Here is a 20678-nt window from a genome sequence, read left to right as displayed (position 1 = left end):
GCTCCCACATGTCTTGCGCCACAGGTTTTATGCCTCATCCATGGGTTTGGCATATGATGCCGCCATTCGCCTCCCCGCCGAGTCCGGACAGGAGTACAGATGCTGCTCAAACACAAAATCGTCGCCCTCGGGATTTTGCCGCTGGTCCTGGCCATCGCGGTCATCTGCGCCCTGGTGATCTCGCTCAATCGCCAGTTGGGCGATCAACAGGCGCAACTGATCGAAGACAGCATCCTGGCGAGCAAGCGCGCGGAGCTGAAGAACTATGTCGAGATGGCGCAGAGCCTGATCGCCCCGCTGTATGACAACGGTCGGGGAGACGAGCGCGCACAGCAGCAGGTCCTTGAAGAACTGCGCAAGCTCAGCTTCGGCATCAACGGTTACTTTTTCGTGTACGACCGCCAGGGCCGCAGCCTCATGCATGCCCGCCAGTCGGAACTGGTGGGGCAATACCTCTGGGACATGAAGGACCCCCACGGCCTGCCGGTCATCCAGGCATTGCTCAAGAGTGCCGAGTCAGGCGAAGGGTTCCAGCGTTATGCCTGGAACAAACCCTCCTCCGGCCAGGTGACCGACAAGCTGGCCTATGTCGTGATGCTCGATCAATGGGGCTGGATGCTCGGCACCGGGATTTACCTGGAGGACGTCGAACGCGCCACCCAGCAAGCCCGCGACGAAGTTGCCCACGGCATCCACAGCACCATGCAAGCCATCGCCGCGATCGCCTTGGTGGCGGTCCTGCTGGTATTTGCCGGCGGCATGACCCTCAACGTCAGCGAACATCGCCTGGCCGACAAAAAGCTGCAGCGGCTGAATCAGCGCATCGTCAGCTTGCAGGAAGAGGAACGCTCGCGGGTTTCTCGCGAGCTGCACGACGGCATCAGCCAACTGCTGGTGTCGATAAAGTTCCAGTTCGAACTGGCCAGCCATGTGTTGGAGAACGGCCAGGAGAATGGCCTGGGCATCCTCAAGAACGCGACCGATCGGCTAGGCGAAGCCATCGGCGAAATCCGTAGCATCTCCCATGACTTGCGCTCGTCCCTGCTCGATACCCTGGGCCTGCCCGCCGCCATTGGCCAACTCGCGACCGAGTTCCAACAGCGCAGCGGGCTTGAAGTGTCCTACCGAAGCAACGAATTCGATTGCCGCCTGGAAAATGGCGCCCCTGTCTCGCTGTTCCGCATTGCCCAGGAAGCCCTGACCAATATCGAGCGCCATGCCGGGGCGAAAAGTGTCGGCATCACCCTGTTCGGCTCCAGCCAGTCCTTGCGCCTGACGGTGGTGGATGACGGGATGGGCTTCAATGTCCCGCAAGTAGAGCGCGGCCACGCCGGCATCGGCCTGCGCAATATCCGCGAACGGGTCGAGCATTTCGGCGGACGCCTGGAGGTGACCTCGGCACCGGGACGAAGCGAACTGGATATCCTGCTGCCCATGAACCTCTCGGTAACGGAAAACTGATGCGCGCCCCTTACAACAAGAGCACCTGCCGATGAACCTGCCTCCGGTGATTCGCGTCGCGCTGGTCGACGATCACTCCCTGGTCCGCGACGGCATCAAGGCCCTGCTGTCCGTCATGCCCCGACTGGACGTGGTGGGCGAAGCCGAGAATGGTGCGCAGGCGATCGAAATGGTCGGTCGCAGCCAACCGGACCTGCTGCTGATGGACATCAGCCTCAAGGACATGAACGGGCTCGAGTTGACCCGACTGCTGGGCAAGCAATACCCCAGCCTCAAGATCCTTATCCTCAGCATGTATGACAATTACGAGTACGTGAGCGAATCCGTGCGCTCCGGCGCCAGCGGCTACGTGCTCAAGAACGCGCCGTCGCGGGAAATCATCGCGGCCATCGAAGCCATCATCAGCGGCGGCACGTTCTACAGTGCCGAGATCGCCCAGCGGCTCGCCACCAACCCGAACACCGACAGCGAGCTGACGCCGCGCGAGAGCCAGGTGCTGGCGAAAATGGTCCAGGGCCTGAACAACAAGGAAATGGCCCGCGAGCTGGACATCAGCGTACGCACCGTCGAAACCCATCGCCTGAGCATCCGCCGCAAGCTGAACATCGACAAGCCCGCGGCCCTGGTGAAATACGCGATCGACCACGGGATCATTTCGCGCTAGAGGCCCCGCACAGCCCTTGTGGCGAGGGAGCTTGCTCCATCGCCACAGGGTTATTCATTTCAATCGACGTGATAATAGCCAGGCAACTCAAGATCATCCAACAGACTCGGGCCGCTTGGCGTCCAGCCCAGCAAGGCGCGGGTGTATTCGCTGGACACTGCCATGTTCGCGCCCGCCATGTGGGCGAACCAGCCGAAATGCTCACGCTCCCGGGATTCCACCGGCAACCCCAGGCCACGACCGATCGCCTGGGCAATGTCCTTGAACGGCACAGCCTCGTCGGCGACGGCGTGGTAGACGGACTGCGTCACGCCCTGCTCCAGCGCCAGCCGATAGACCCGTGCGGCGTCCAGCCGATGCACGCCCGACCAGCAGTGGACGCCGTCCCCGAGATAGGCCGAAACGCCCGTCTCCCGGGCCAGGCGAACCAGGATCGGAACGAATCCGTGGTCGCCGAGGCCATGGACCGAGGGTGCCAGGCGCACGGTCGCGCAGCGCACACCACGCTCGACCAGCGTCCGGGCCGCCGTTTCGGATTTGCGCGGCGAAGCCGGGCTGGGCACCTCCAGCTCGCTCGCGCCCCGAGTCAAGCCCAACAGGCCGGACGTCACCAGCAAAGGTCGCTCAGACCCCTGCAGCGCGCTGCCCAATACTTCGATTACATGGCGGTCCAACTCAGCGTTCTCGGCAAACCGCGAGAAGTCATGATTGAACGCGGTGTGAATCACCGCATCCGCCGCCGAAGCCGCCCGGTGCAGGACGTCGAGGTCATTCAATGTCCCGCGGACCACCTTCGCGCCGGTCGCGGCCAGTGCGGCAACCTTGTCATCGGAACGGGCCAGGCCGGTGACCTGATAGCCGGCACCGATCAATTCCTGGACCACGGCAGACCCAACCCAGCCCGTGGCACCGGTAACGAATACATGCATGTTTCAAACTCCTGATTAGAACCATCGAGGAACACAGACTCACTTCTGGCGCAGCTCAAGCCAGCTGCCGGCCTTGCATCCCTGGCATCACCAATGCCAGCGCCACGACAAAGGCCAGCATCACCGTAACGGCCCCGCCCAGGTAAACCGCGCCGATCCCCCACGTGCCCGCCAACGCCCCGGCCAACGGGCTGCTCAGCCCCAGGGAAATGTCCAGGAACGCGACATAGGCCCCCATGGCGAGACTGCGGTTCTGCGCTGGCGCGCGTTTCACCGCCTCCACCCCAAAGCCCGGGAAGGCCAGGGAATAGCCGAAGCCGGTGAGCGCTGCGCCCAGATAGGCCACCAGCGCAGTGTCGGCGCCCCAGATCAGCAATTGCCCGACGGCTTCGATCACCACACAGACCAGGGCGACACGCGCGCCGCCGATCTTGTCTGGAAGGTGGCCAAAGAGCAGGCGCGCACCGATGAACGCCAGCCCGAATGCGGTGAACGCCAGAGAGGCATTGCCCCAATCCCTGGCCGCAAACAACAGCGCGATAAAAGCCGTGATGACACCGAAGCCAACGCTGCAAAACGCCAACCCCATGCCCGGCACCCACACCGCGCCCAGCACCTTGTAGAACGGTGCCCGCCGGGTCGCCGTAGGGGCGACAGCCCGGACACCCGCGACAATCGCCAGCGCCAGCAGCGGGATGAAAATCGTCGCGACGGCAATGCCGGTGAACCCCCAGCCGCTATTCAGCGCCACGCCGAGCGGAGCGCCCAGGGCATAGGCGCCGTACATGGCAATACCATTCCAGGCCATGACCTTGCCGGCATGCTGCGCGCCGACCAGGCCGATGCCCCAACCCAACGCGCCGGTGACGATCAGGCTTTCACCCAGGGCCAACAGGACACGACCGCCCAGCAAGAGCCAGACCGACGTGACAGGCGTAGCAACGAACGCCAAGGACAGCAGATAAACCAACCCGGAAGCCGCCGCCGTCACCAGGCCGACCATGACGGCGCGCTTGCCTCCGCGCATGTCAGCGAAGTTGCCGGCCCAGGCGCGTGACAACAGCGCCGCGGCAAATTGTGCGCCGACCACCAGGCCGATGACCAGCGTACCCATGCCTAGCGTGTCATGCAGGTGCAGGGGCAAGACCGGCAATTGCATGCCCAGGGTCAGAAAACCGATGAATACCGTCAGCATGAGTGGCAACAGCTTGAGCACCGGCTTGACGTCAGCGCTTGCCTGAGGCGCCAAGGAGGCGCCCTGATGAACGTTTTTTTGAGTCATAACCCTACTCACAGAAAGGATGCGATGCGACGTTGAACGTTGTCTGTGGAGCCGACTAGAATGCGATCAATTCGTCGCATTCAAGATACGAACAATCCGTCGCATTTCCTATTCGCATTCCCTTCCAAGGCTCATGCCCGTATGTCCGAACGCTCAAGCCCGCAGATTTCCTCACGCAAACAGCCGCAACAGGCACGCTCCACCGAGCTCGTCGCCGCCGTTCTGGAGGCGGCTGTTCAGGTTCTGGCGACCCAGGGCGCGGCACGTTTCACGGTGGCCCGGGTTGCCGAGCGAGCTGGCGTGAGCGTCGGCTCGGTGTATCAGTACTTCCCGAACAAAGCGGCGATCCTGTTCCGCCTGCAAAGTGATGAATGGCGACAAACCAGCGATATGCTGCGCGAGATCCTTGAAGACAGCCGCCAGCCGCCCTTCGAGCGGCTGCGCAGCCTCGTGCGGGCGTTCATCCAGTCCGAATGCGACGAGGCCCAGATACGCGTCGCGCTCAACGACGCCGCACCGCTCTACCGCGACGCCCCCGAACACCAGGCCGCGCGGATGTCGGTACAACAATCGGTGGACGCCTTCATGCTGCAAGCACTGCCTGCCGTCCCGGCACAGGCCCGCGCCCTGGCAGGTGACCTGGTGATCACGACGCTCAGTACCGTGGGCAAGCGATTTTCATCCGCGCCCCGCTCTCCTGTGGAAGTTGCCGTCTATAGCGATGCCATGGCCGATATGTTCTGCGCCTACCTGGAAAGCCTGCAGCGACAGCCCCCGAGACTACGCTCAGCTGACTGTTCACGATCAACACCGCAGTGACAGCGAGCAGGCGCTTTCACTACACTCCCCGGTCTTGTTCCCTTCCGTTGCGAGACGTCCAATCACTATGAAAAACATAACAAGCTCGATGACGCTCTGTGGCCTGTTGGCGCTCTCCGGCAGCGCCCTGGCCGAGCCGGCACCTTCGCTGCTGGACCAGGTCCTGCAACGCGGCGAACTGAAGGTGTGCACCACCGGCGACTACAAGCCCTATACCTTTAAAACCGAAGCGGGCGAATACGAAGGCATCGACATCGATATGGCGCGCTCGCTGGCCGCCAGCCTGGGCGTCAAGGTGCAATGGGTGCAGACCACCTGGAAAACCCTGATGCCGGATATGGTTGCCGGTCAATGCGACATCGGCATGGGTGGGATTTCGGTGACGCTGGAACGCCAGAAGAAAGCCTATTTCAGTGACACCCTGGACGTGGATGGCAAGATCCCGCTGGTGCGTTGCGAAGACAAGGAGCGCTACCAGACCCTCGAACAGATGAACCAGCCTTCGGTACGCCTTGTGGAGCCGGCCGGCGGCACCAACGAAGCCTTCGTCCGGGCGTTCCTGCCCAACGGCCAGCTCAGTTTCCATGACAACGTGACCATCTTCCAGCAACTGCTGGACAAGAAAGCCGACGTGATGATTACCGACGCGTCAGAAGCGCTCTACCAGCAAAAACTCAAGCCCGGCCTGTGCGCGGTCAACCCGACCCGCTACCTGCAATATGGCGAGAAGGCCTACCTGCTGCCTCGGGATGACGCCACCTGGAAGATGTACGTCGATCAGTGGCTGCACCTGAGCAAGGCCAATGGCAGCTACCAGAAAGTGATTGGGCAGTGGTTGGCCGTCCCGGCCGCCCAATAACCGTTCTCTGACAAAACAAAAAAACATGTGGGAGCGAGCTTGCTCGCGATGGCGCCACGTCTGCCGCATTGATGTTGGCTGACGCACCGCTATCGCGAGCAAGCTCGCTCCCACACAGGGTTGGGCCTGTTCAGGACTGACCGCTTTACGTCACTGCGCCGCCCGCACCTTGGCGATCTCCTCGTACATCATCTTCACCAGGTCGCCATCCAGGGATTTGGCGAACTTGTCGATCACCGGTTGCACGCGTTCACGAAAGCGATCTTTCTCGGCTGGGGTGATCTCATTCACGGTCATCGCGCCGGCCAACGTCACCTTGGCCTTGTCCATGCCCGCCGCCGTGACTTCACGCTGGAATGTTTGCGCTTCGGCCGCGGCCGCGCGAATCATTGCCTTTTCGTCGTCGTTAAGGCGGTTCCAGGTTTTCTGGCTGATGATCAACGACTGCGGGTTGAAGATGTGGCCCGTGACGGAGAGATACTTCTGCACCTCGTAGAACTTGTTGCCCTCGATCACGGTGAACGGGTTTTCCTGACCGTCGATGGTGTGTTGCTCAAGACCCGTGTAGACCTCGGGGAACGCCATCGGCACCGGGTTGGCGCCCAGGGCGGAGAAGGTCTCCAGGTAGATCGGCGACTGGATGACGCGAATCTTCAAGCCCTGCATGTCCTCAAGCTTGGTCACCGGGTGCTTGCTGTTGGTCAGGTTACGGAAACCCAGGTCCCAATAACCCAGCCCTACCAGCCCCTTGCTATCCAGTTGCGCCGCCAGTTTCTGCCCGACCGGCCCATCGATCACCGCATGGGCTTCCTCGACGTTGTTGAACAGGAACGGGAAATCGAGCATGGCATAATCCGGTGCCTGGGCGGCCAGGATGCCGGAGTTGAGCACGGTGATGTCCAGCGTGCCGCCCTGCAACGCCGACACCGTTTGCACGTCGCCGCCTAGCGTACCGCCGGGGAACAGGCGGACCTTGATCTTGCCACCGCTCTTTTCGCTGAGCAGGTCGGCGAACTTCTGCGCGCCCTGCCCTTGTGGATGCTCCTTGACGTTCTGGAACGCGAATCGCAGGGTACGTTCGCGGATTTCATCGGCGTGGCTGACCACGCTACCCAGCAGCAGTCCCGTTGCGCACGCCCCGGCCAACAGGGTTTTCATCAGTTGTCCCATGTCACTCTCCGATCATTATTGTTTTTAAGTCGAGCTACTACGGCTTGCACCGGCATTAACCGGTGAAGAATTTCAGGGGTCCCAGGACCAGTTGCGGGAACAGGACCAGCAGGAACAGCACCGCCAGTTGCGCTAGCAGGAACGGCCACACGCCACGAACGATTTCTTCGATATTGAGCTTGGAAACCCCGCTCACCACGTTGAGCACAGTGCCCACGGGCGGGGTAATCAGGCCGATGGCGGTGTTGATCAGGAACAACACGCCGAAGTAAACCGGGTCGATGCCCGCCTGGGTGATCGCCGGCATCAGCACCGGTGTGAGGATGAGGATGCTCGGCGTCATGTCCATGACCGTACCGACCAGGATGATCATCAGCATGATCACTACCAACAGCAGGGTCGGGCTATCCATGAACGGCTCGAGCACCGCCGCCAATTGGCCTGGCAAGTCGGCAATGGTCACCAGCCAGGAAGAAACCATGGCGGCGGCGACCAGCAGCATCACCACCGAGGTGGTCTTGGCCGAGGACAGGATCACCTCGTACAACTGGCTGACTTTCATTTCCCGGTAGATCACCAGGGACACGAATAGCGAATAGACCGCCGCCACCACTGCCGCTTCCGTCGGGGTGAAAATGCCGAACTTGAGGCCGAAAATAATGATGATCGGCAAGCCCATGGCCCAGCTGCCCTCGACCAATGCCCGCAGGACCTCGGCACGGGATTGCTTGGGTGGCGTCTCGACATTCTCGCTGCGGGAAACGAACCACCAGGCAATGGCGAGCGCCGCTCCGAGCATGATCCCCGGCACGATGCCGGCCAGGAACAACTTGGAAATCGACACCCCGGACGCCACGCCAAAGACAATGAAGCCAATGCTCGGCGGAATGATCGGCGCGATAATGCCACCGGCGGCAATCAAACCCGCCGAGCGTGCCCGGTTATGCCCGGCCAGCACCATCATCGGTACCAACAAGGCCGCCAGTGCCGCCGCATCGGCCACGGCCGAACCGGAGAGCGACGCCAGCAGGCAGGACGCGATGATCGCCACGTAACCGAGACCACCGCGCTTGTGCCCCACCAGCGCCATGGCAATGTTGACGATGCGTTTGGACAAGCCACCGACATTCATGATCTCGCCGGCCAGCATGAAGAACGGCACGGCCATCAGTGGGAAGCTGTCCGCCCCGTTGAGCAGGTTCTGGGCAATGATTTGCGCGTCGAACAGATCCAGGTAGAACATCAACGCCACACTGACCACCAGCAAGGCAAACGCGATGGGCATGCCCAGTGCCATGCTGCCCATCAGGGAACCGAGGAAAATAACCAGCGTCATGGGCGGGTACTCTTGATGTGGTCAGGGGTGATGGAGTTAGGTGTGATCACCTCGGCGTCGTTGTCCTTGACCATCACCAACTCGTCATCCCCCAGCTTGCCGGACAGCGCCAGGTAGAGCTCGTAGAGCAGGATCGCTGCGGCACTGGCGCCAAACACCAGGCCGGCCCCATAAAACAGCGCCATGGACAATCCTGACGCCGGGGCAACTACATTCAGGTTGATCGCGGCCTGTTGCCAACTGCCACTGAAAATCAGCCAGCAGATGTACAACATCAAAAGATGACTGATGACCAGGCATATACGCTTGCCGGCCGGCGGCAAGCGCTTGACCAGGCTGTCCATGCCCAGGTGAGCACGGTCCTTGAGCGCCACCAGGGCACCGAGAAATATCATCCAGACGAAGAACCAGCGCGACAGCTCCTCCGACACACTGATGCCAGAGTTGAAGGCATAACGCAGCACCACATTGCCGAACACCAGCACGATCATCGCGACCATGCACAACACAATCAGTAGCTTGAGCAGCTTGAAATACAGATCGACGATTTTTGTCATCTTGAAGAACTCCGAGGCTTGTCGAGCGCCGACATCCCATTGGCGCGATAAGACCGCAAACAGCGTGGGCCGCTAGCGGATCGAACCTGAGAGGCTGGAAGATGCTTCCGGATTGGAACAACGGATCAAGGGAAAGGCGTGTGGCGCTCGCAGACGAGTAGGCATGGAGTATTCCTCTATTTTTATTATGGTCTTGGCCTCGTTGGGCAAGACGGGTTGCCGATAAAATGTACCACCCGGTTAGTTTGGTCAATAACCCCGACAGGCGTACAACACAAAGCGTGCGATTATCGGTCGCCATGAGAGGACGACTTACCGCCTCTTGGATGTGAGTGGGACCGTTCTACGCAACTTACCGATTACAAGTAACGACTCCGCCTAGTGGGCCATTGCGAGTGGAACCTTTCTTTTGGCTTATTAGTATAAAAGCTAAAATTAAATTGAACTTTTTTACAGATAGCCAACTTCAACTCCAACTCCAACTAACCAAGTAAAAACCGTTATTTCAGACGACTTACAGGCGCCATTCCAATGACACCCCCGCACCGGCCAAGCGAGAAATTAGGCGCCAAAAAAACATCGGCACCACCGTCCCAATTCTGAACAGGCCATTAAATCGGCATCCAAATAATAAAAAATCTTTTTATATCAACAAGTAACAGAAGTTATAGCGCATCTTTAAGACACCTCTACCCGACCACTAAACAACCCTCAGAAAAATTATTAATAAACTTCCGCATATAAATCTTTGCGCTCATGATTTTTGATGCTAATAATCTGCCGCCCCGAACTTCAAGATGCCACTGCGTCACTTCCTGTGTACGTCAAACCGCTGTCTGACAACGGGTCACTACTCAACTTAAATCGCTTGCTTTCTCGAATGCCTCATCGCGTCCGGGCGAGCTGCTGTGCGGCGCAGCAAACTGCGCGAGGAAGGGCGTCATCGCAACTAATCATCCACGAATCAAGATCCTTTCGATCTTCGGTACCCGTCCGGAAGCCATCAAGATGGCCCCCTTGGTCAAGGCCCTCGCCGCCGAACCGGGCATTGAGTCACTGATCTGTGTCACCGGCCAGCATCAGAGCATGCTCAAGCAGGTCCTGGATCTGTTCGACCTCAAGGCCGATTTCACCCTCGACGTGATGACGCCGCACCAGACGCTCAACTCCCTGACTGCTGCGTTGTACGCAGCCATCGACCCGGTGCTGGAACAGACCCGGCCGGATCGGGTGTTGGTCCACGGCGATACCACTTCGGCCATGGTCGCGTCGATGGCCGCTTTCCATCGACGCATCCCTGTCGGCCATGTGGAAGCCGGCCTGCGCACCGGCGACATCTACAGCCCTTGGCCGGAAGAAATGAACCGCCGCTGCATCGACCTCAGCGCCGACCTGCTGTTCGCACCTACCGAACAATCGCGTGACAACTTGCTGGGCGAACGTCTGCAAGGCCGTTGCCTGGTGACCGGCAACACCGTGATCGACGCGCTGCAACTGACGGCCCGACGCATCAATGACGATGCCCGGTTGCGTGACGAACTGGATCAACAGTTCCCGTACCTGCAAACCGGACGCAAGCTGCTGCTGGTGACCGGCCACCGCCGAGAAAACTTCGGCGAGGGCTTCCTGGACATCTGCAAGGCCTTGCGTCACCTGGCCCAGCGACCGGATATCCAGATCGTCTACCCGGTGCACCTCAACCCCAACGTACTAGGCCCGGTGACCGAACAGCTGGGCGATCTGCTCAATGTGCATTTGATCAAGCCGCTGGACTACCTGGCCTTCGTACGCTTGATGCAACACGCCCATGTCATCCTCACCGACTCCGGTGGCGTGCAGGAAGAAGCGCCGTCGCTGGGCAAACCGGTGCTGGTGATGCGCGATGTCACTGAACGCCCTGAAGCAGTAGCGGCGGGCACGGTGCGCCTGGTCGGCACCTCGCCGGCATCGATCATCGCTGGCGTGGACGCATTGTTCGACGATGACGCGTTGTGGCGCCGCGCCTCACAAGCCGCCAACCCCTATGGCGACGGCAATGCCAGCCAACGCATCGTCGATACCCTGATGGGGCGCCCGGTCGACGACTTCGTCGTGGCCCAACCGCCTGCACAGCAGCCGGTCGCTCCATCACTGTCCGAGCCGCGTGAGTTGCTCGCCGATTTCAACTGACCACCGTTATTCCTCTTATCAGATCGAGACTTGCCTGAATGAAGCCTTCCGTTGCCATCCCTACGGGTGCGCTCAGCGCCCTTGCCTGCGGCTTGAGCCTGCTCGCGCTCATGCCGACCTTTGCCCTGGCTGCGGACAGCCCGCTGACCCAGGCTATTCATCGACTCAACGCCGATACCCGCCAGACACGTGAAGTGCGCTTGAGCGACCTGGGTATCACTGCGCCGATCCTCTTGAGCGCCAGCGACGCCCGCCGCGAACTCTACCTGCCAGTGCCCGCCGGCGTTGCCCTCGATGACGCAACCTTGCAACTGGATGCCAGCTACCTCAATGGCGAAGGCGGTCGCAACACCCTGCTGCTGTCCCTCGATGGTTACCCGGTGCGCGCCGAAGGGCTTAGCGAGGCACAAGGCGATGCCAGCGCCACACTCGGCGTCGACAAGGCCGCGCGTGACAACGGCCTGGTGCGCCTGGGCGTTGCCTGGTCCTCGGTGGTGTCTCGACCGTTGTGCGAAGACGATCGGGTCATCGGCAACGTGCTGCGCATCCAACCCGAGACACGCCTGAACTACAGCTACGACGCCAGTCAGTTACGCGACGTTGGTACGGCTTGGGCGGCCCTGCCCGGTGAACCCGGCATCCTCGTCGCCCCCGGTTCGTTGTCCGCTGCCAGCTACGATTCGGCCTGGCGCCTGGGCGTGGCACTGGAACGCATCGGCAAACACAGCCGCATCCTGCCCTTCCCTGTCGTGCAGGACAGCGTGGACCTGAGCAGCCTGCGCATTCCTGCCGAGTTATTGAGCATTCCAGCCTTCGCCGGCCTCAACGGCAAAGGCCCGCACACCTTGGCCAACCCGGCCGAGATCGGCGCACTGCTGGTGTTGGGCCAGACCTCGAACGTACAGGCAGACCTGGCGATCAACGACCCGGAACTGCTCAAGGCCATCAACCAGTCCCTGGACGCCTTGCAAAACCAGGTCCAGGGCCTCGACACAACGGCAGCCAGCGCGCTGACCCAATGGCGCGAACAGCACGTCAACGCAGCGCTGGCGAGCGCCGGCACCGACAACGTAAGCCTGGCGCTGCTCGGCACTCGCCCGGTCCTGATGATCGCCCCGCAATCCACCGGCAAAGCCTTGTCGCTGCTCGGTTCGGCGTGGAGCAAACTGGCGAAAAGTCGTCAATTGACCGTGAGCGAAGCGCAAACACCGTTGAGCGACGATGGCCGTGTAGCCCTGTCGCGACTGGGCGGCGCCCCTGGCAACTTCGACGTGGCCTCGCGATTCGACTGGAGCACTTCGTTCCCTCTGGGCAGCGTGGCTTACGACGGTCGCCTGCCGGTCACGGCCGTGGTGGACGTCTCCGCAGCCCCGGGGGCTTCCGCTACAGCACCGGTGGCCTCGCTGTTTTTCAATGATTTCCTGATCGGCGCGCAGCAACTGACTACCGATGGTGAGCCACAGCGCATCCAGGCCCACATCCCACGCTACGCCCTGGGCTCGAAGAACACCTTGCGCGTGTCGTTCCAGCGCCAGCCGGTCAGCGACCGCTGCCTGGAAACGCCGCAAGCCTTCCCGGTATCGGTCCTGCCGACCAGCCACATCGTCCTGGAAAAAACCTCGCTTGACGACGACTTCTCCGGCATGGCCGCACGCTTCGCCGTGGACACCCAGATCCTGGTTCCCCAGGCCTACCTCGACCAACCGGCCAGCAGCCTGACGCGGGTCATTTCGGTGGCCGATACCAGCGGCGTATCGCCGCTGCGCGCGCAGCTCAAGGTCAGCGCTGATCCGAAAGCCGTCGTCAGCCCGGACAAAGCCTTCCTGGCCTTCGAGTTGCCGCTCAAGGACAGCCAGGAATCGGTCCAGGTCGACGAGCAAGGTCGCCTGCGCATCAACCACAAGGACCAGGTGTTGCTGGACGTACAACCCCTCAACCAATTGGCCTCGCTGCAAGTGGTGCAGACCGCAGGCCAGCACGGCCTGGTCTACCGGGCCCTGGGCAACCAGCCGCCAAGCCCGGCCAAGCCGATTGTGCTGACCCGTGGCGACGTGGCGATTCTGGGCAACAACGGGGCCGTGGCGATCTTCGATACCCAAGACCCAAGCGGTAGCCTGCTGATCGGCAGCGAAGAACCCAAGGGCCTGGACGCCTGGCGTAAACCTTCGCTGCTCTGGTTGATTCCAGGCGCCATTATCCTGTTCCTCCTCTTGTTGCTGGCAGGCCGTAGCGCCCGTCGCAATCGCCAGTAACGGTACCCTTCGATGACGTCGATTTATTGGCCCTATTGGCTGGCCCATTACTACAACTACCTGGAGATCGCGACCATCGTGGTCGCGGTGCTGATCCTGATCTCCAGCCTGGACGATCTGATCGTTGACGTGTGGTACTGGTCTCGTCGCCTGTACCGCAAGTTCACCGTGGACCGCCGCTACCGGCCGCTGACCGTCGAGCAATTGTTGGCCCGGGACGAACAGCCCCTGGCGATCATGGTGCCGGCCTGGCTGGAATACGACGTCATCGCGCCGATGATCGAGAACATGGTGTCGACACTCGACTACCAGAACTACGTGGTGTTCGTCGGTACGTACATCAACGACCAGCGCACCATCGACGAAGTCGAGCGGATGCGCAGACGCTACAAACAACTGCACCGCGTGGAAGTGCCCCATGCCGGGCCGACCTGCAAGGCCGACTGCTTGAACTGGGTGATCCAGGCGATTTTCCTGCATGAGAAAACCCATGGCATGACCTTCGCCGGCGTCGTCCTGCACGACAGCGAGGACGTGCTGCATCCGCTGGAACTGCGTCTGTTCAACTACCTGTTGCCGCGCAAGGACATGATCCAGTTGCCCGTGGTGTCGCTGGAGCGCAACTGGTACGAATGGGTGGCGGGCGTCTACATGGACGAGTTCGCCGAATGGCACGGCAAGGACCTGGTGGTGCGTGAAAGCATGACCGATACCGTACCCTCGGCCGGCGTCGGAACCTGCTTTTCCCATCGCGCCCTGCGGGTGCTGGCCGGTGAAACCGAAAACCAGCCGTTCAACACCGACAGCCTCACCGAGGACTATGACGTTGGCGCGCGCTTGGCCAAGGTTGGCATGAATGCGATCTTCGTACGTTTCCCGGTGCAGTTCCGGGTGCTGCGCAAATCCTGGTTTCGCAAACCCTACGAATCGACCCTGACCATGCCATTGTGCGTGCGCGAGTTCTTCCCGGACACGTTCCGCACCGCCTTCCGGCAGAAGGCACGCTGGACCCTGGGCATCGGCTTGCAAGGCTGGGAGCAGATGGGTTGGAACGGCTCGCTGGCCAACCGATACCTGCTGTTTCGCGACCGCAAGGGCGTGGTGACGGCGTTCGTGAGCATCATTGCCTACGTTATTCTGGTGCAACTGCTGGGCTTGATCGTCCTGCGCCACAGCGGCTTATGGGACGTCACCTTCCCTACGCCGTTTGAAAGCAATGACCTGATCAAATACCTGCTGCTGGCCAACGGCGTCGCCTTGGTCTGGCGAATCCTGCACCGTTATTACTTCACCGCCGTGCTGTACGGCTGGCAGCATGGCTTGCTGTCCATGCCGCGCATGCTGGTGGGCAACTTCGTCAACTTCATGGCCGCTTCCCGGGCCTGGCGCATGTTCCTGGTGGGCAAGGTGATGAATCGCAAGCTGGTCTGGGACAAGACCATGCACGATTTTCCTTCCACCGACCTGGTCGCCATCGCGCCGCGCCGCCTGGGCAGCGTGTTGCTGTCCTGGCAGGCTATCACAGACACGGCCCTGCAAAGCGCCCTCCACGAACAACAGTCGCGCAACGTGCCTTTGGGGCGAATTCTGCTCAATAACGGCTGGCTGGACGATGAAACCCTGGCCGAAGCCATCGCGTTCCAGAATGACCTGCCACGGGTCTTTGATGTCGCCGAGAAAGCCGCTGCCTCGACGTCCCCGCTGAGCCCCGAGTTTGCCTTGCGCTGGCGGGTCGTGCCTCTGGGCCCCAACAGCGAAGGCCGCGAACAGATCGCCGTCGCCAACCCCTTGCCCGATGAAGGCCTGCAACAGGTCAGCGCCGCGCTGGGTAGCGAGCCGGTGCAACTGATTGCCCGGGAAAGCGAAATTCTCGCGCTGTTGCGCAAGCTGCCTGCGCGCAACGGTCATGCCGTACCCAATGCCCGGGCGCCGCTGTTGGGCGACCTGCTGATCGAAATGGGCCTGCTCGATCGCGACGAATTCAGTCGCGTCATGCTCCAGTACCGCCCGCAACACCACGGCCGCATCGGCGATTACCTGGTCGACAGCGGCGTGCTGCCACGTTCGACGATCGAACAGGTCGTGGCCCGTCAGCACAATCTCTACCCAACGGAGCTCCCGGCATGAACCGCCCCTTCCTGACCCTTTTGGCCACGGGGCTGAGCCTGATACCAGCGTTTGCGCTTGCCGAAACGTTGCCGCTGCCACTGTCCGGGCCGGCCTATACCGCCGCCAACGAAGCCTACAGCGCCTACGAACGCAAGGACTACGACCTGGCCATTACCAAGGCACGCGAAGCCCTGCGCCAGCGTGCCGACGTGACGCGCCTGAACACCCTGATCGAGTTGGCCGAGCGGGACAAGAAACTGCGCGACCAACCCCAGCCCCTGGCAGCGTCTCGCCCCGCCAGCGCAGCACCGGGTTTCGTCGCCGCGTCCCAGGGGTTCAAGGCCTATGACCGCGAACAATTCGGCCTGGCCGCGCAATCGGCCCGCAAGGCCGTCACCCAGGCACCCCGGCGCCGTGAATATCGCCTGTTGCTGATCGACGCCTTGCAGCGCCAGCAACACTTGGAAGAAGCCGACCTAGCCACCACCGATGCCCTTGGTGTCTTTGCCAACGACAACACGTTGTTGATGCGCCGCAAAGCCATTCGCCGCCAACTCGCGGTACCGCTGGCGACCCAGGGCTATCGCGCCCTGGAGCAAGGCAACACAGTCCTGGCCGTGGACCAGGCGCGCAAAGCCGTGGCCTGGGCACCAGAGATCGCCGCCAACCAGCAACTGCTCATCAGTGCCCTGCTCGCGGCGAAGGCTGACGTGAGTGCCGAACAGGCCGCTTCTGCCGCACTGGCGCTGGACGATCACCAAGCCGCGCCGTGGATCCTGCGCAGCTTTGCCCGTAACCGCCAGGGCAAGACGCAGGCGGCCCAGGACGATCTTCACCAAGCGCAGAGCCTTGCGGGCCTGTCGGCCGGGGAAGCTCGTGACATCCGCTTCGCCCAGGCCCAATCCTCACCACCAGTGCTGCTATGCCAGGAGAGCACCTACGGTCTGACCTGCTCCATCTCGCCGGGCAACACCGGCGGGCAGGCTCCGGTGAGCGATCTGCAGCTAGCTTATAACTGGGTTCGAGCCGGCGACGACGAATCAGCCCATGCCGCGTTCCGCAAGGCGGACGCCACCGCGCGATTGGCACCGGCACCCGCCCAGGACGCTGCCTACAACGCCATGCGAGTCCATGAAGACGACGGAGCCGTGGCGTACTTCAAGCGCGTCATCGATGGGCAAAAAACCGCTGAGACGCCCTTGTCCCCGCAACAGCTTTTCGATACCCGTCGCACCGTGGGCGATGTATCACGCAGACTCGGCCTGACCAGCACCACCAGCTATCGCGGCAGCAGTTCCAGTGGCCTGAGCGCCGCCCCGGGCACCAGCAGCAGCGGCAGCGAAAGCAATGACCTGCTGCAAAACAGCACCGAACTGTCGTGGCGTCCGCTGGGCTATCGCAATGGCCGCTTTGTCGAACTCTACGGTCGTATCACTGACACCCTGTGGAGCAAGAACAGCGAATCGGACACGGGCGCGGATGCCTTGCAAGGCGCTCTCGGCGTGCGGGTCAAGCCCTTCAGTTCGGTCAACATCATGGCGGCCCTTGAACGGACCTTCCCGCTGGGCTCTTCCAATGTCGACGGCGACTGGCTGGTGCGACTGGGCTACGGTTCGAGCATCGGCACCGATCTGCGGGTCGATGTGCCGAGCTGGTGGACCTCGCAGCTGTACGCCGAGGTCGGCCACTACATCAACGACTCGCGAGACTACTTCAACAGCGAATGGCAAGTGGGCCGCAGCTATGCCATCGGCGGAACCGGCTCGCGCTGGGTGACCTTCCCCCATGTCGTCGCGGCGATCGACTACGATTCCAAGATGAAGAGCGAAGCCGGCGGCGGCTTTTCTTCCGGCGACGCCGGGGGATCGGGATAGGAAACAACGTACGTTACTGGTTCCGGGAAGACGCCTACAACGCGCCACGCTCCTATGTGGACCTGTCCCTGCAATACCGGGCCAGGGTGTTTGGCGAGGATCGCGCCAAAGGCGTGTTCGCGCGCCTGACCTACTCCTATTGAGGACGCTGTTGGGATATTCGGTTCGTCGGTACGAAAAGCGGCTCGCCTTGCCGAGCCGCGACTACACTGCATCCAGAAGGGACTTGTTTGAATAGCTTCGCAAAGTTCGTCAATCGCAAGACCGTCGCGGCGCTGTTACTGGCCGCGCTCCTCGGCGCAGGTACAGGGACGTACTACATAATGACCACCACGACACCGAACATCGTCGGCATCGTCTGGCAGCCGGACAACCAGACCGTCGGCATCAGCGGCAATTGGGAAAAACTGGGGGTGCACGAGTTGCTCGTGCAATGGACGGTGGTGGACGACCAGGCCTTCGTGCCCGGCACCGGCCTGCCCAGCGTACCGGTACTGCCGGACTGGGCGCGCATCGCCAGGACGCCCTGGGCCCAGGATGTCATCCTCGGGCTGGCCGGCTATTTCAGCGAGAACCGCTCACGAGAAAACATCGAGCAACTGGCCGCGCTGTCGGAGCGCATTGCCGGGTTGCCAACGCCATTGCATGTCACCGGTTGGTACTTTCCGGCTGAGGTCGACCCCAGCTGGTCGGGCGCCACGGAGCTGCCGGCGTTGCTGGCCAAGCTGCCGCGCCCGCTGTGGATCAGCGTCTACGACGGCGCCAACATCGGCCCCGCCGCTACCGCAGACTGGCTCAAGCAATGGTTGCCGAACGACATCGGTGTGTTCTTCCAGGATGGCGTTGGCGTCTATGCCCGCACCGCCCCGGTTGCCCGAAGCTACGCCGATGCCCTGCGTGACCGGCTTGGCAAGGATCGCGTGCGGATCATCGTCGAAGCCTTTCGCCCCAAATACGGCGGTGGTTTCCGCTCCGCCACGGTCGACGAGCTCAAGCCACAATTGGCGGCCTATGCAGGCTATCCGCTCTACCTGTTCGACGGGCCGCACTACATGACACCAACCTTGGTGGACCAGTTGAAACAAGCCCTGGCCCTGCCTTGATCAGGACTTAAAGCCATCCGCTTGCCCCCGCTAACTGAGTTTGTATCGGTCTGTATCTGAAATGCGGACCGATACAAAACAATGCATCTCGCCCTCTCCTGGCACACATCGTCGATACATCCGCGCGTTTAACTGTGATCACCGGACAGCAACACATTCGCTGCCACGGCCCCACTCAATCAAGCGCAAGGAGAATCACCATGTTCAATTTCTCGAAAGTATCGTCCCTGGCTATCGCCCTGACATTGGTTGGCGGTGTCGGCCTGGCCAATGTCGCCTCGGCCACCGCAGCCAGTGCATCGATTCACAACCAGGCGCAACAGCTGGCTGAAGGCGGCTCCGATCGCTTGCTCGAGAACCGTGTGGCTGAAGGTGGCGCTGATCGGCTGCAGGAGTTGCGTGAACGCAGCGCGGTGTGAAGCGCTTTTGTGGCAATGGCGCTTACTCTCGCTCGATTCTGTAGGAGCTGGCGAAGCCTGCGATCTTTTGATCTTGAGCTTTCGACTCAATGAGCAATGGAAAGATCGCATCCTCGCTGCGAGTGCCTGACAGGGCGGCTCAGGGCTTGATGTTCTTCAGCTCATTGAGCAACGCGAGCAGTTGCTGCATCTTTTCCTCGCCGAACTGTTCTTCGATCCGTCGATAGTTGCTTTCCATGCCCTCGCTCATGGACACGAAGCACTGCTGGCCGCGCTCGGTCAGCCCGACAAAGACCCGTCGCTGATCCTGGCTGGACTTCTGCCGCCGCACCAAGCCGTCACGCTCCAGGCGACTGAGCACACCGGTCATGCTCGGCTTGAGGATGCACGCCTGGTGAGCGAGCTGATGGCTTTCCAGCTCCCCTTGCTGATGCAGGATACGGATCACCCGCCATTGCTGTTCCGTGAGGTCATGCTGGTTCAGCGCCGGTCGAAAAAAAGCCATCGCCGCTTCGCGGGCTTGCAACAGCGTCAGGGTCAATGAGGGTCTGGGGTTGGCCATGTTCGAACTGTGTGGATGGGCGAGTCGGCAGCTTAGTTGGGCCGCCAGGCTGCTGCAAGAAGCATGGCCGCGCTATGTCACTGTGGAAGGGGATTGTGTGGGAGCAAAGCTTGCTCGCGAATACTGGCGATGCGGTCTTTCAGAAATTGAGGCGCCTCCATCGCGAGCAAGCTTTGCTCCCACAGAAATCCCTCTCGCCACTATTCAGCGCAACCCCGATTGCCGCTGGCGATACTCCCCCGGCGTGAGCTGGGCGTAACGCTGGAAAAACCGACTGAAATACGCCGGGTCCTTGAACCCGAGCTGGTAGCAGATTTCATTGGCCGAGCTGCCGGTGAACAACAACAGGCGCTTGGCCTCCTGCATCAGCCGCTCCATGATCAGGCGTTTGGAAGGCAGGTCGGCGATGCGTCGGCACACATCATTGAGGCGCGCCTCGGTCACGCCGATGCCTTCGGCGTAGCGCGACAACGGCCAATGCTGCAGGTAGTGGGCCTCGATCAACTCGTTGAAGCGGTGAAAGATCTTCAGGTCTTCATGCCGGGCCGGCCTGGCCTCCAGGGAGTTGGAACACAACCGTAGCAGGCTGATCATGATCAGCCGCGTCAAAGCGTCCAGTGCTGCGCTGCGCCCCGGGCGCCCGGCCGTCACCTCCTCGCTCAACTCCTCGAACAGGTACTCCAGGCGCCGCACCTCCCCCGCCTGCCCGGGCCCCAGTTGCGCCAGCGCTACGCAGGCTGCCGGCATCTGCACGCCCGCCGGCGCCAGGCTCGGGTCGGCGTCGATCAACTGCCACACCAATTGCTGGCGCACCGTCAGCACATGCCCGTCACTGTCGGCCTCGGTCACGAAGGAATGGGGAATGGTCGGCGGTGTGAGGAAGAACATCGGGCCGGATTCGACGTACTGCTGGTCATCGAGATACACGCGCACGGTGCCGCTCTTGACGTAATGCACCTGGAAGAACCGGTCGTGGCGATGAACCGGCATGTTGCGACCGAAAAAATCCGCCAGGTTGGCGAGTCGGTCGTAATGCACTTCCGCGTCGCTATAGCGCTGGTCGTACACCTGACCAATGTTGATGTTGGGGATCGGCTGACGGTCAGTCATCAC

At 61.6% G+C, this 20678-nt stretch carries 16 protein-coding genes and 1 pseudogene; 10 read left to right on the top strand and 7 right to left on the bottom strand.

Going from position 1 to position 20678, the window contains the following annotated elements:
* Positions 1-99: 99 nt before the first annotated feature.
* Both KI235_RS14920 and KI235_RS14915 read left to right on the top strand, forming a co-directional pair.
* The gene (locus KI235_RS14920; RefSeq protein ID WP_013693309.1) at positions 100-1461 is read left to right on the top strand and encodes a cache domain-containing protein; all 1362 of its coding nucleotides are present in this window, start codon (positions 100-102) and stop codon (positions 1459-1461) included.
* Between the two features lie 31 nt (positions 1462-1492).
* Entirely contained in the window at positions 1493-2125 is a 633-nt protein-coding gene (locus tag KI235_RS14915; RefSeq protein ID WP_013693308.1) for a response regulator transcription factor, read from the top strand.
* A gap of 59 nt (positions 2126-2184) precedes the next feature.
* Here KI235_RS14915 and KI235_RS14910 read toward each other — a convergent pair whose 3' ends face one another.
* Entirely contained in the window at positions 2185-3054 is an 870-nt protein-coding gene (locus KI235_RS14910) for an SDR family oxidoreductase (RefSeq protein WP_027911692.1), read from the bottom strand.
* 55 nt (positions 3055-3109) lie between these two features.
* Positions 3110-4336 carry an arabinose transporter gene (locus KI235_RS14905; protein ID WP_212795846.1) on the bottom strand — a complete coding sequence of 409 codons (1227 nt, stop codon included), beginning with the start codon at positions 4334-4336 and terminating at the stop codon, positions 3110-3112.
* Positions 4337-4477: 141 nt separating this feature from the next.
* Between KI235_RS14905 and KI235_RS14900 the strand changes: the two genes are divergently transcribed.
* The gene (locus KI235_RS14900) at positions 4478-5155 is read left to right on the top strand and encodes a TetR family transcriptional regulator (protein WP_212795845.1); all 678 of its coding nucleotides are present in this window, start codon (positions 4478-4480) and stop codon (positions 5153-5155) included.
* A 67-nt stretch (positions 5156-5222) separates the two neighbouring features.
* Complete coding sequence (locus KI235_RS14895) at positions 5223-6014, top strand: transporter substrate-binding domain-containing protein (protein WP_027911694.1); 792 nt, start codon at positions 5223-5225, stop codon at positions 6012-6014.
* A gap of 150 nt (positions 6015-6164) precedes the next feature.
* Here KI235_RS14895 and KI235_RS14890 read toward each other — a convergent pair whose 3' ends face one another.
* Genes KI235_RS14890 through KI235_RS14880 form a run of 3 tightly spaced genes read right to left on the bottom strand, consistent with a single transcriptional unit; the run spans position 6165 to position 9077 of the window.
* Positions 6165-7184, bottom strand: a complete 1020-nt coding sequence (locus tag KI235_RS14890) for a TRAP transporter substrate-binding protein (RefSeq protein WP_028236998.1) — start codon at positions 7182-7184, stop codon at positions 6165-6167.
* Positions 7185-7239: 55 nt separating this feature from the next.
* Positions 7240-8520, bottom strand: coding sequence for a TRAP transporter large permease subunit (locus KI235_RS14885; RefSeq protein WP_003201639.1), 1281 nt, complete (start codon positions 8518-8520; stop codon positions 7240-7242).
* Positions 8517-9077: a TRAP transporter small permease gene (locus tag KI235_RS14880; protein ID WP_003201637.1), complete on the bottom strand. Its 561-nt coding sequence runs from the start codon at positions 9075-9077 to the stop codon at positions 8517-8519. Before KI235_RS14880 ends, KI235_RS14885 begins: the two co-directional genes overlap by 4 nt.
* Positions 9078-10019: 942 nt before the next feature.
* Here KI235_RS14880 and wecB point away from each other — a divergent pair.
* The 6 genes and pseudogenes from wecB (at position 10020) to KI235_RS14850 (ending at position 19003) form a co-directional block, all read left to right on the top strand.
* A complete protein-coding gene (gene wecB / locus KI235_RS14875; protein WP_080560970.1) occupies positions 10020-11246 on the top strand; it encodes a UDP-N-acetylglucosamine 2-epimerase (non-hydrolyzing) in 1227 nt (408 codons plus the stop codon).
* A 38-nt stretch (positions 11247-11284) separates the two neighbouring features.
* Positions 11285-13498 carry a hypothetical protein gene (locus tag KI235_RS14870; RefSeq protein ID WP_212795844.1) on the top strand — a complete coding sequence of 738 codons (2214 nt, stop codon included), beginning with the start codon at positions 11285-11287 and terminating at the stop codon, positions 13496-13498.
* A gap of 12 nt (positions 13499-13510) precedes the next feature.
* The gene (locus KI235_RS14865) at positions 13511-15625 is read left to right on the top strand and encodes a glycosyl transferase family protein (RefSeq protein WP_003201631.1); all 2115 of its coding nucleotides are present in this window, start codon (positions 13511-13513) and stop codon (positions 15623-15625) included.
* A pseudogene (locus KI235_RS14860) lies at positions 15622-17624 on the top strand (bacteriophage N4 adsorption protein A). Before KI235_RS14865 ends, KI235_RS14860 begins: the two are co-directional and overlap by 4 nt.
* An 87-nt stretch (positions 17625-17711) precedes the next feature.
* Positions 17712-18584: a hypothetical protein gene (locus tag KI235_RS14855; RefSeq protein WP_027911698.1), complete on the top strand. Its 873-nt coding sequence runs from the start codon at positions 17712-17714 to the stop codon at positions 18582-18584.
* 200 nt (positions 18585-18784) lie between these two features.
* The gene (locus KI235_RS14850) at positions 18785-19003 is read left to right on the top strand and encodes a phage infection protein (RefSeq protein WP_212795843.1); all 219 of its coding nucleotides are present in this window, start codon (positions 18785-18787) and stop codon (positions 19001-19003) included.
* A gap of 139 nt (positions 19004-19142) precedes the next feature.
* Here KI235_RS14850 and hpaR read toward each other — a convergent pair whose 3' ends face one another.
* Together hpaR and hpaA are read right to left on the bottom strand one after the other, a co-directional pair.
* Positions 19143-19565, bottom strand: coding sequence for a homoprotocatechuate degradation operon regulator HpaR (gene hpaR, locus KI235_RS14845; RefSeq protein WP_003201625.1), 423 nt, complete (start codon positions 19563-19565; stop codon positions 19143-19145).
* A gap of 204 nt (positions 19566-19769) precedes the next feature.
* Positions 19770-20675, bottom strand: coding sequence for a 4-hydroxyphenylacetate catabolism regulatory protein HpaA (gene hpaA, locus KI235_RS14840; protein ID WP_003201623.1), 906 nt, complete (start codon positions 20673-20675; stop codon positions 19770-19772).
* Between the last annotated feature and the right edge of the window lie 3 nt (positions 20676-20678).

The sequence above is a fragment of the Pseudomonas sp. St386 genome (assembly GCF_018325865.1).
Lineage (GTDB): Bacteria > Pseudomonadota > Gammaproteobacteria > Pseudomonadales > Pseudomonadaceae > Aquipseudomonas > Aquipseudomonas brassicacearum.
This window is presented reverse-complemented; position numbering and strand designations above follow the sequence as displayed.

What these genes read in the sequence shown, in the direction of transcription:
- hpaR (WP_003201625.1), bottom strand. Translation starts at nt 19,565, where the DNA reads ATGGCCAACCCCAGACCCTCATTGACCCTGACGCTGTTGCAAGCCCGC.
- KI235_RS14920 (WP_013693309.1), top strand. Translation starts at nt 100, where the DNA reads ATGCTGCTCAAACACAAAATCGTCGCCCTCGGGATTTTGCCGCTGGTC.
- KI235_RS14910 (WP_027911692.1), bottom strand. Translation starts at nt 3,054, where the DNA reads ATGCATGTATTCGTTACCGGTGCCACGGGCTGGGTTGGGTCTGCCGTG.
- hpaA (WP_003201623.1), bottom strand. Translation starts at nt 20,675, where the DNA reads ATGACTGACCGTCAGCCGATCCCCAACATCAACATTGGTCAGGTGTAC.
- KI235_RS14900 (WP_212795845.1), top strand. Translation starts at nt 4,478, where the DNA reads ATGTCCGAACGCTCAAGCCCGCAGATTTCCTCACGCAAACAGCCGCAA.
- KI235_RS14880 (WP_003201637.1), bottom strand. Translation starts at nt 9,077, where the DNA reads ATGACAAAAATCGTCGATCTGTATTTCAAGCTGCTCAAGCTACTGATT.
- KI235_RS14895 (WP_027911694.1), top strand. Translation starts at nt 5,223, where the DNA reads ATGAAAAACATAACAAGCTCGATGACGCTCTGTGGCCTGTTGGCGCTC.
- KI235_RS14850 (WP_212795843.1), top strand. Translation starts at nt 18,785, where the DNA reads ATGTTCAATTTCTCGAAAGTATCGTCCCTGGCTATCGCCCTGACATTG.
- KI235_RS14915 (WP_013693308.1), top strand. Translation starts at nt 1,493, where the DNA reads ATGAACCTGCCTCCGGTGATTCGCGTCGCGCTGGTCGACGATCACTCC.
- KI235_RS14870 (WP_212795844.1), top strand. Translation starts at nt 11,285, where the DNA reads ATGAAGCCTTCCGTTGCCATCCCTACGGGTGCGCTCAGCGCCCTTGCC.
- KI235_RS14865 (WP_003201631.1), top strand. Translation starts at nt 13,511, where the DNA reads ATGACGTCGATTTATTGGCCCTATTGGCTGGCCCATTACTACAACTAC.
- KI235_RS14905 (WP_212795846.1), bottom strand. Translation starts at nt 4,336, where the DNA reads ATGACTCAAAAAAACGTTCATCAGGGCGCCTCCTTGGCGCCTCAGGCA.
- KI235_RS14885 (WP_003201639.1), bottom strand. Translation starts at nt 8,520, where the DNA reads ATGACGCTGGTTATTTTCCTCGGTTCCCTGATGGGCAGCATGGCACTG.
- KI235_RS14890 (WP_028236998.1), bottom strand. Translation starts at nt 7,184, where the DNA reads ATGGGACAACTGATGAAAACCCTGTTGGCCGGGGCGTGCGCAACGGGA.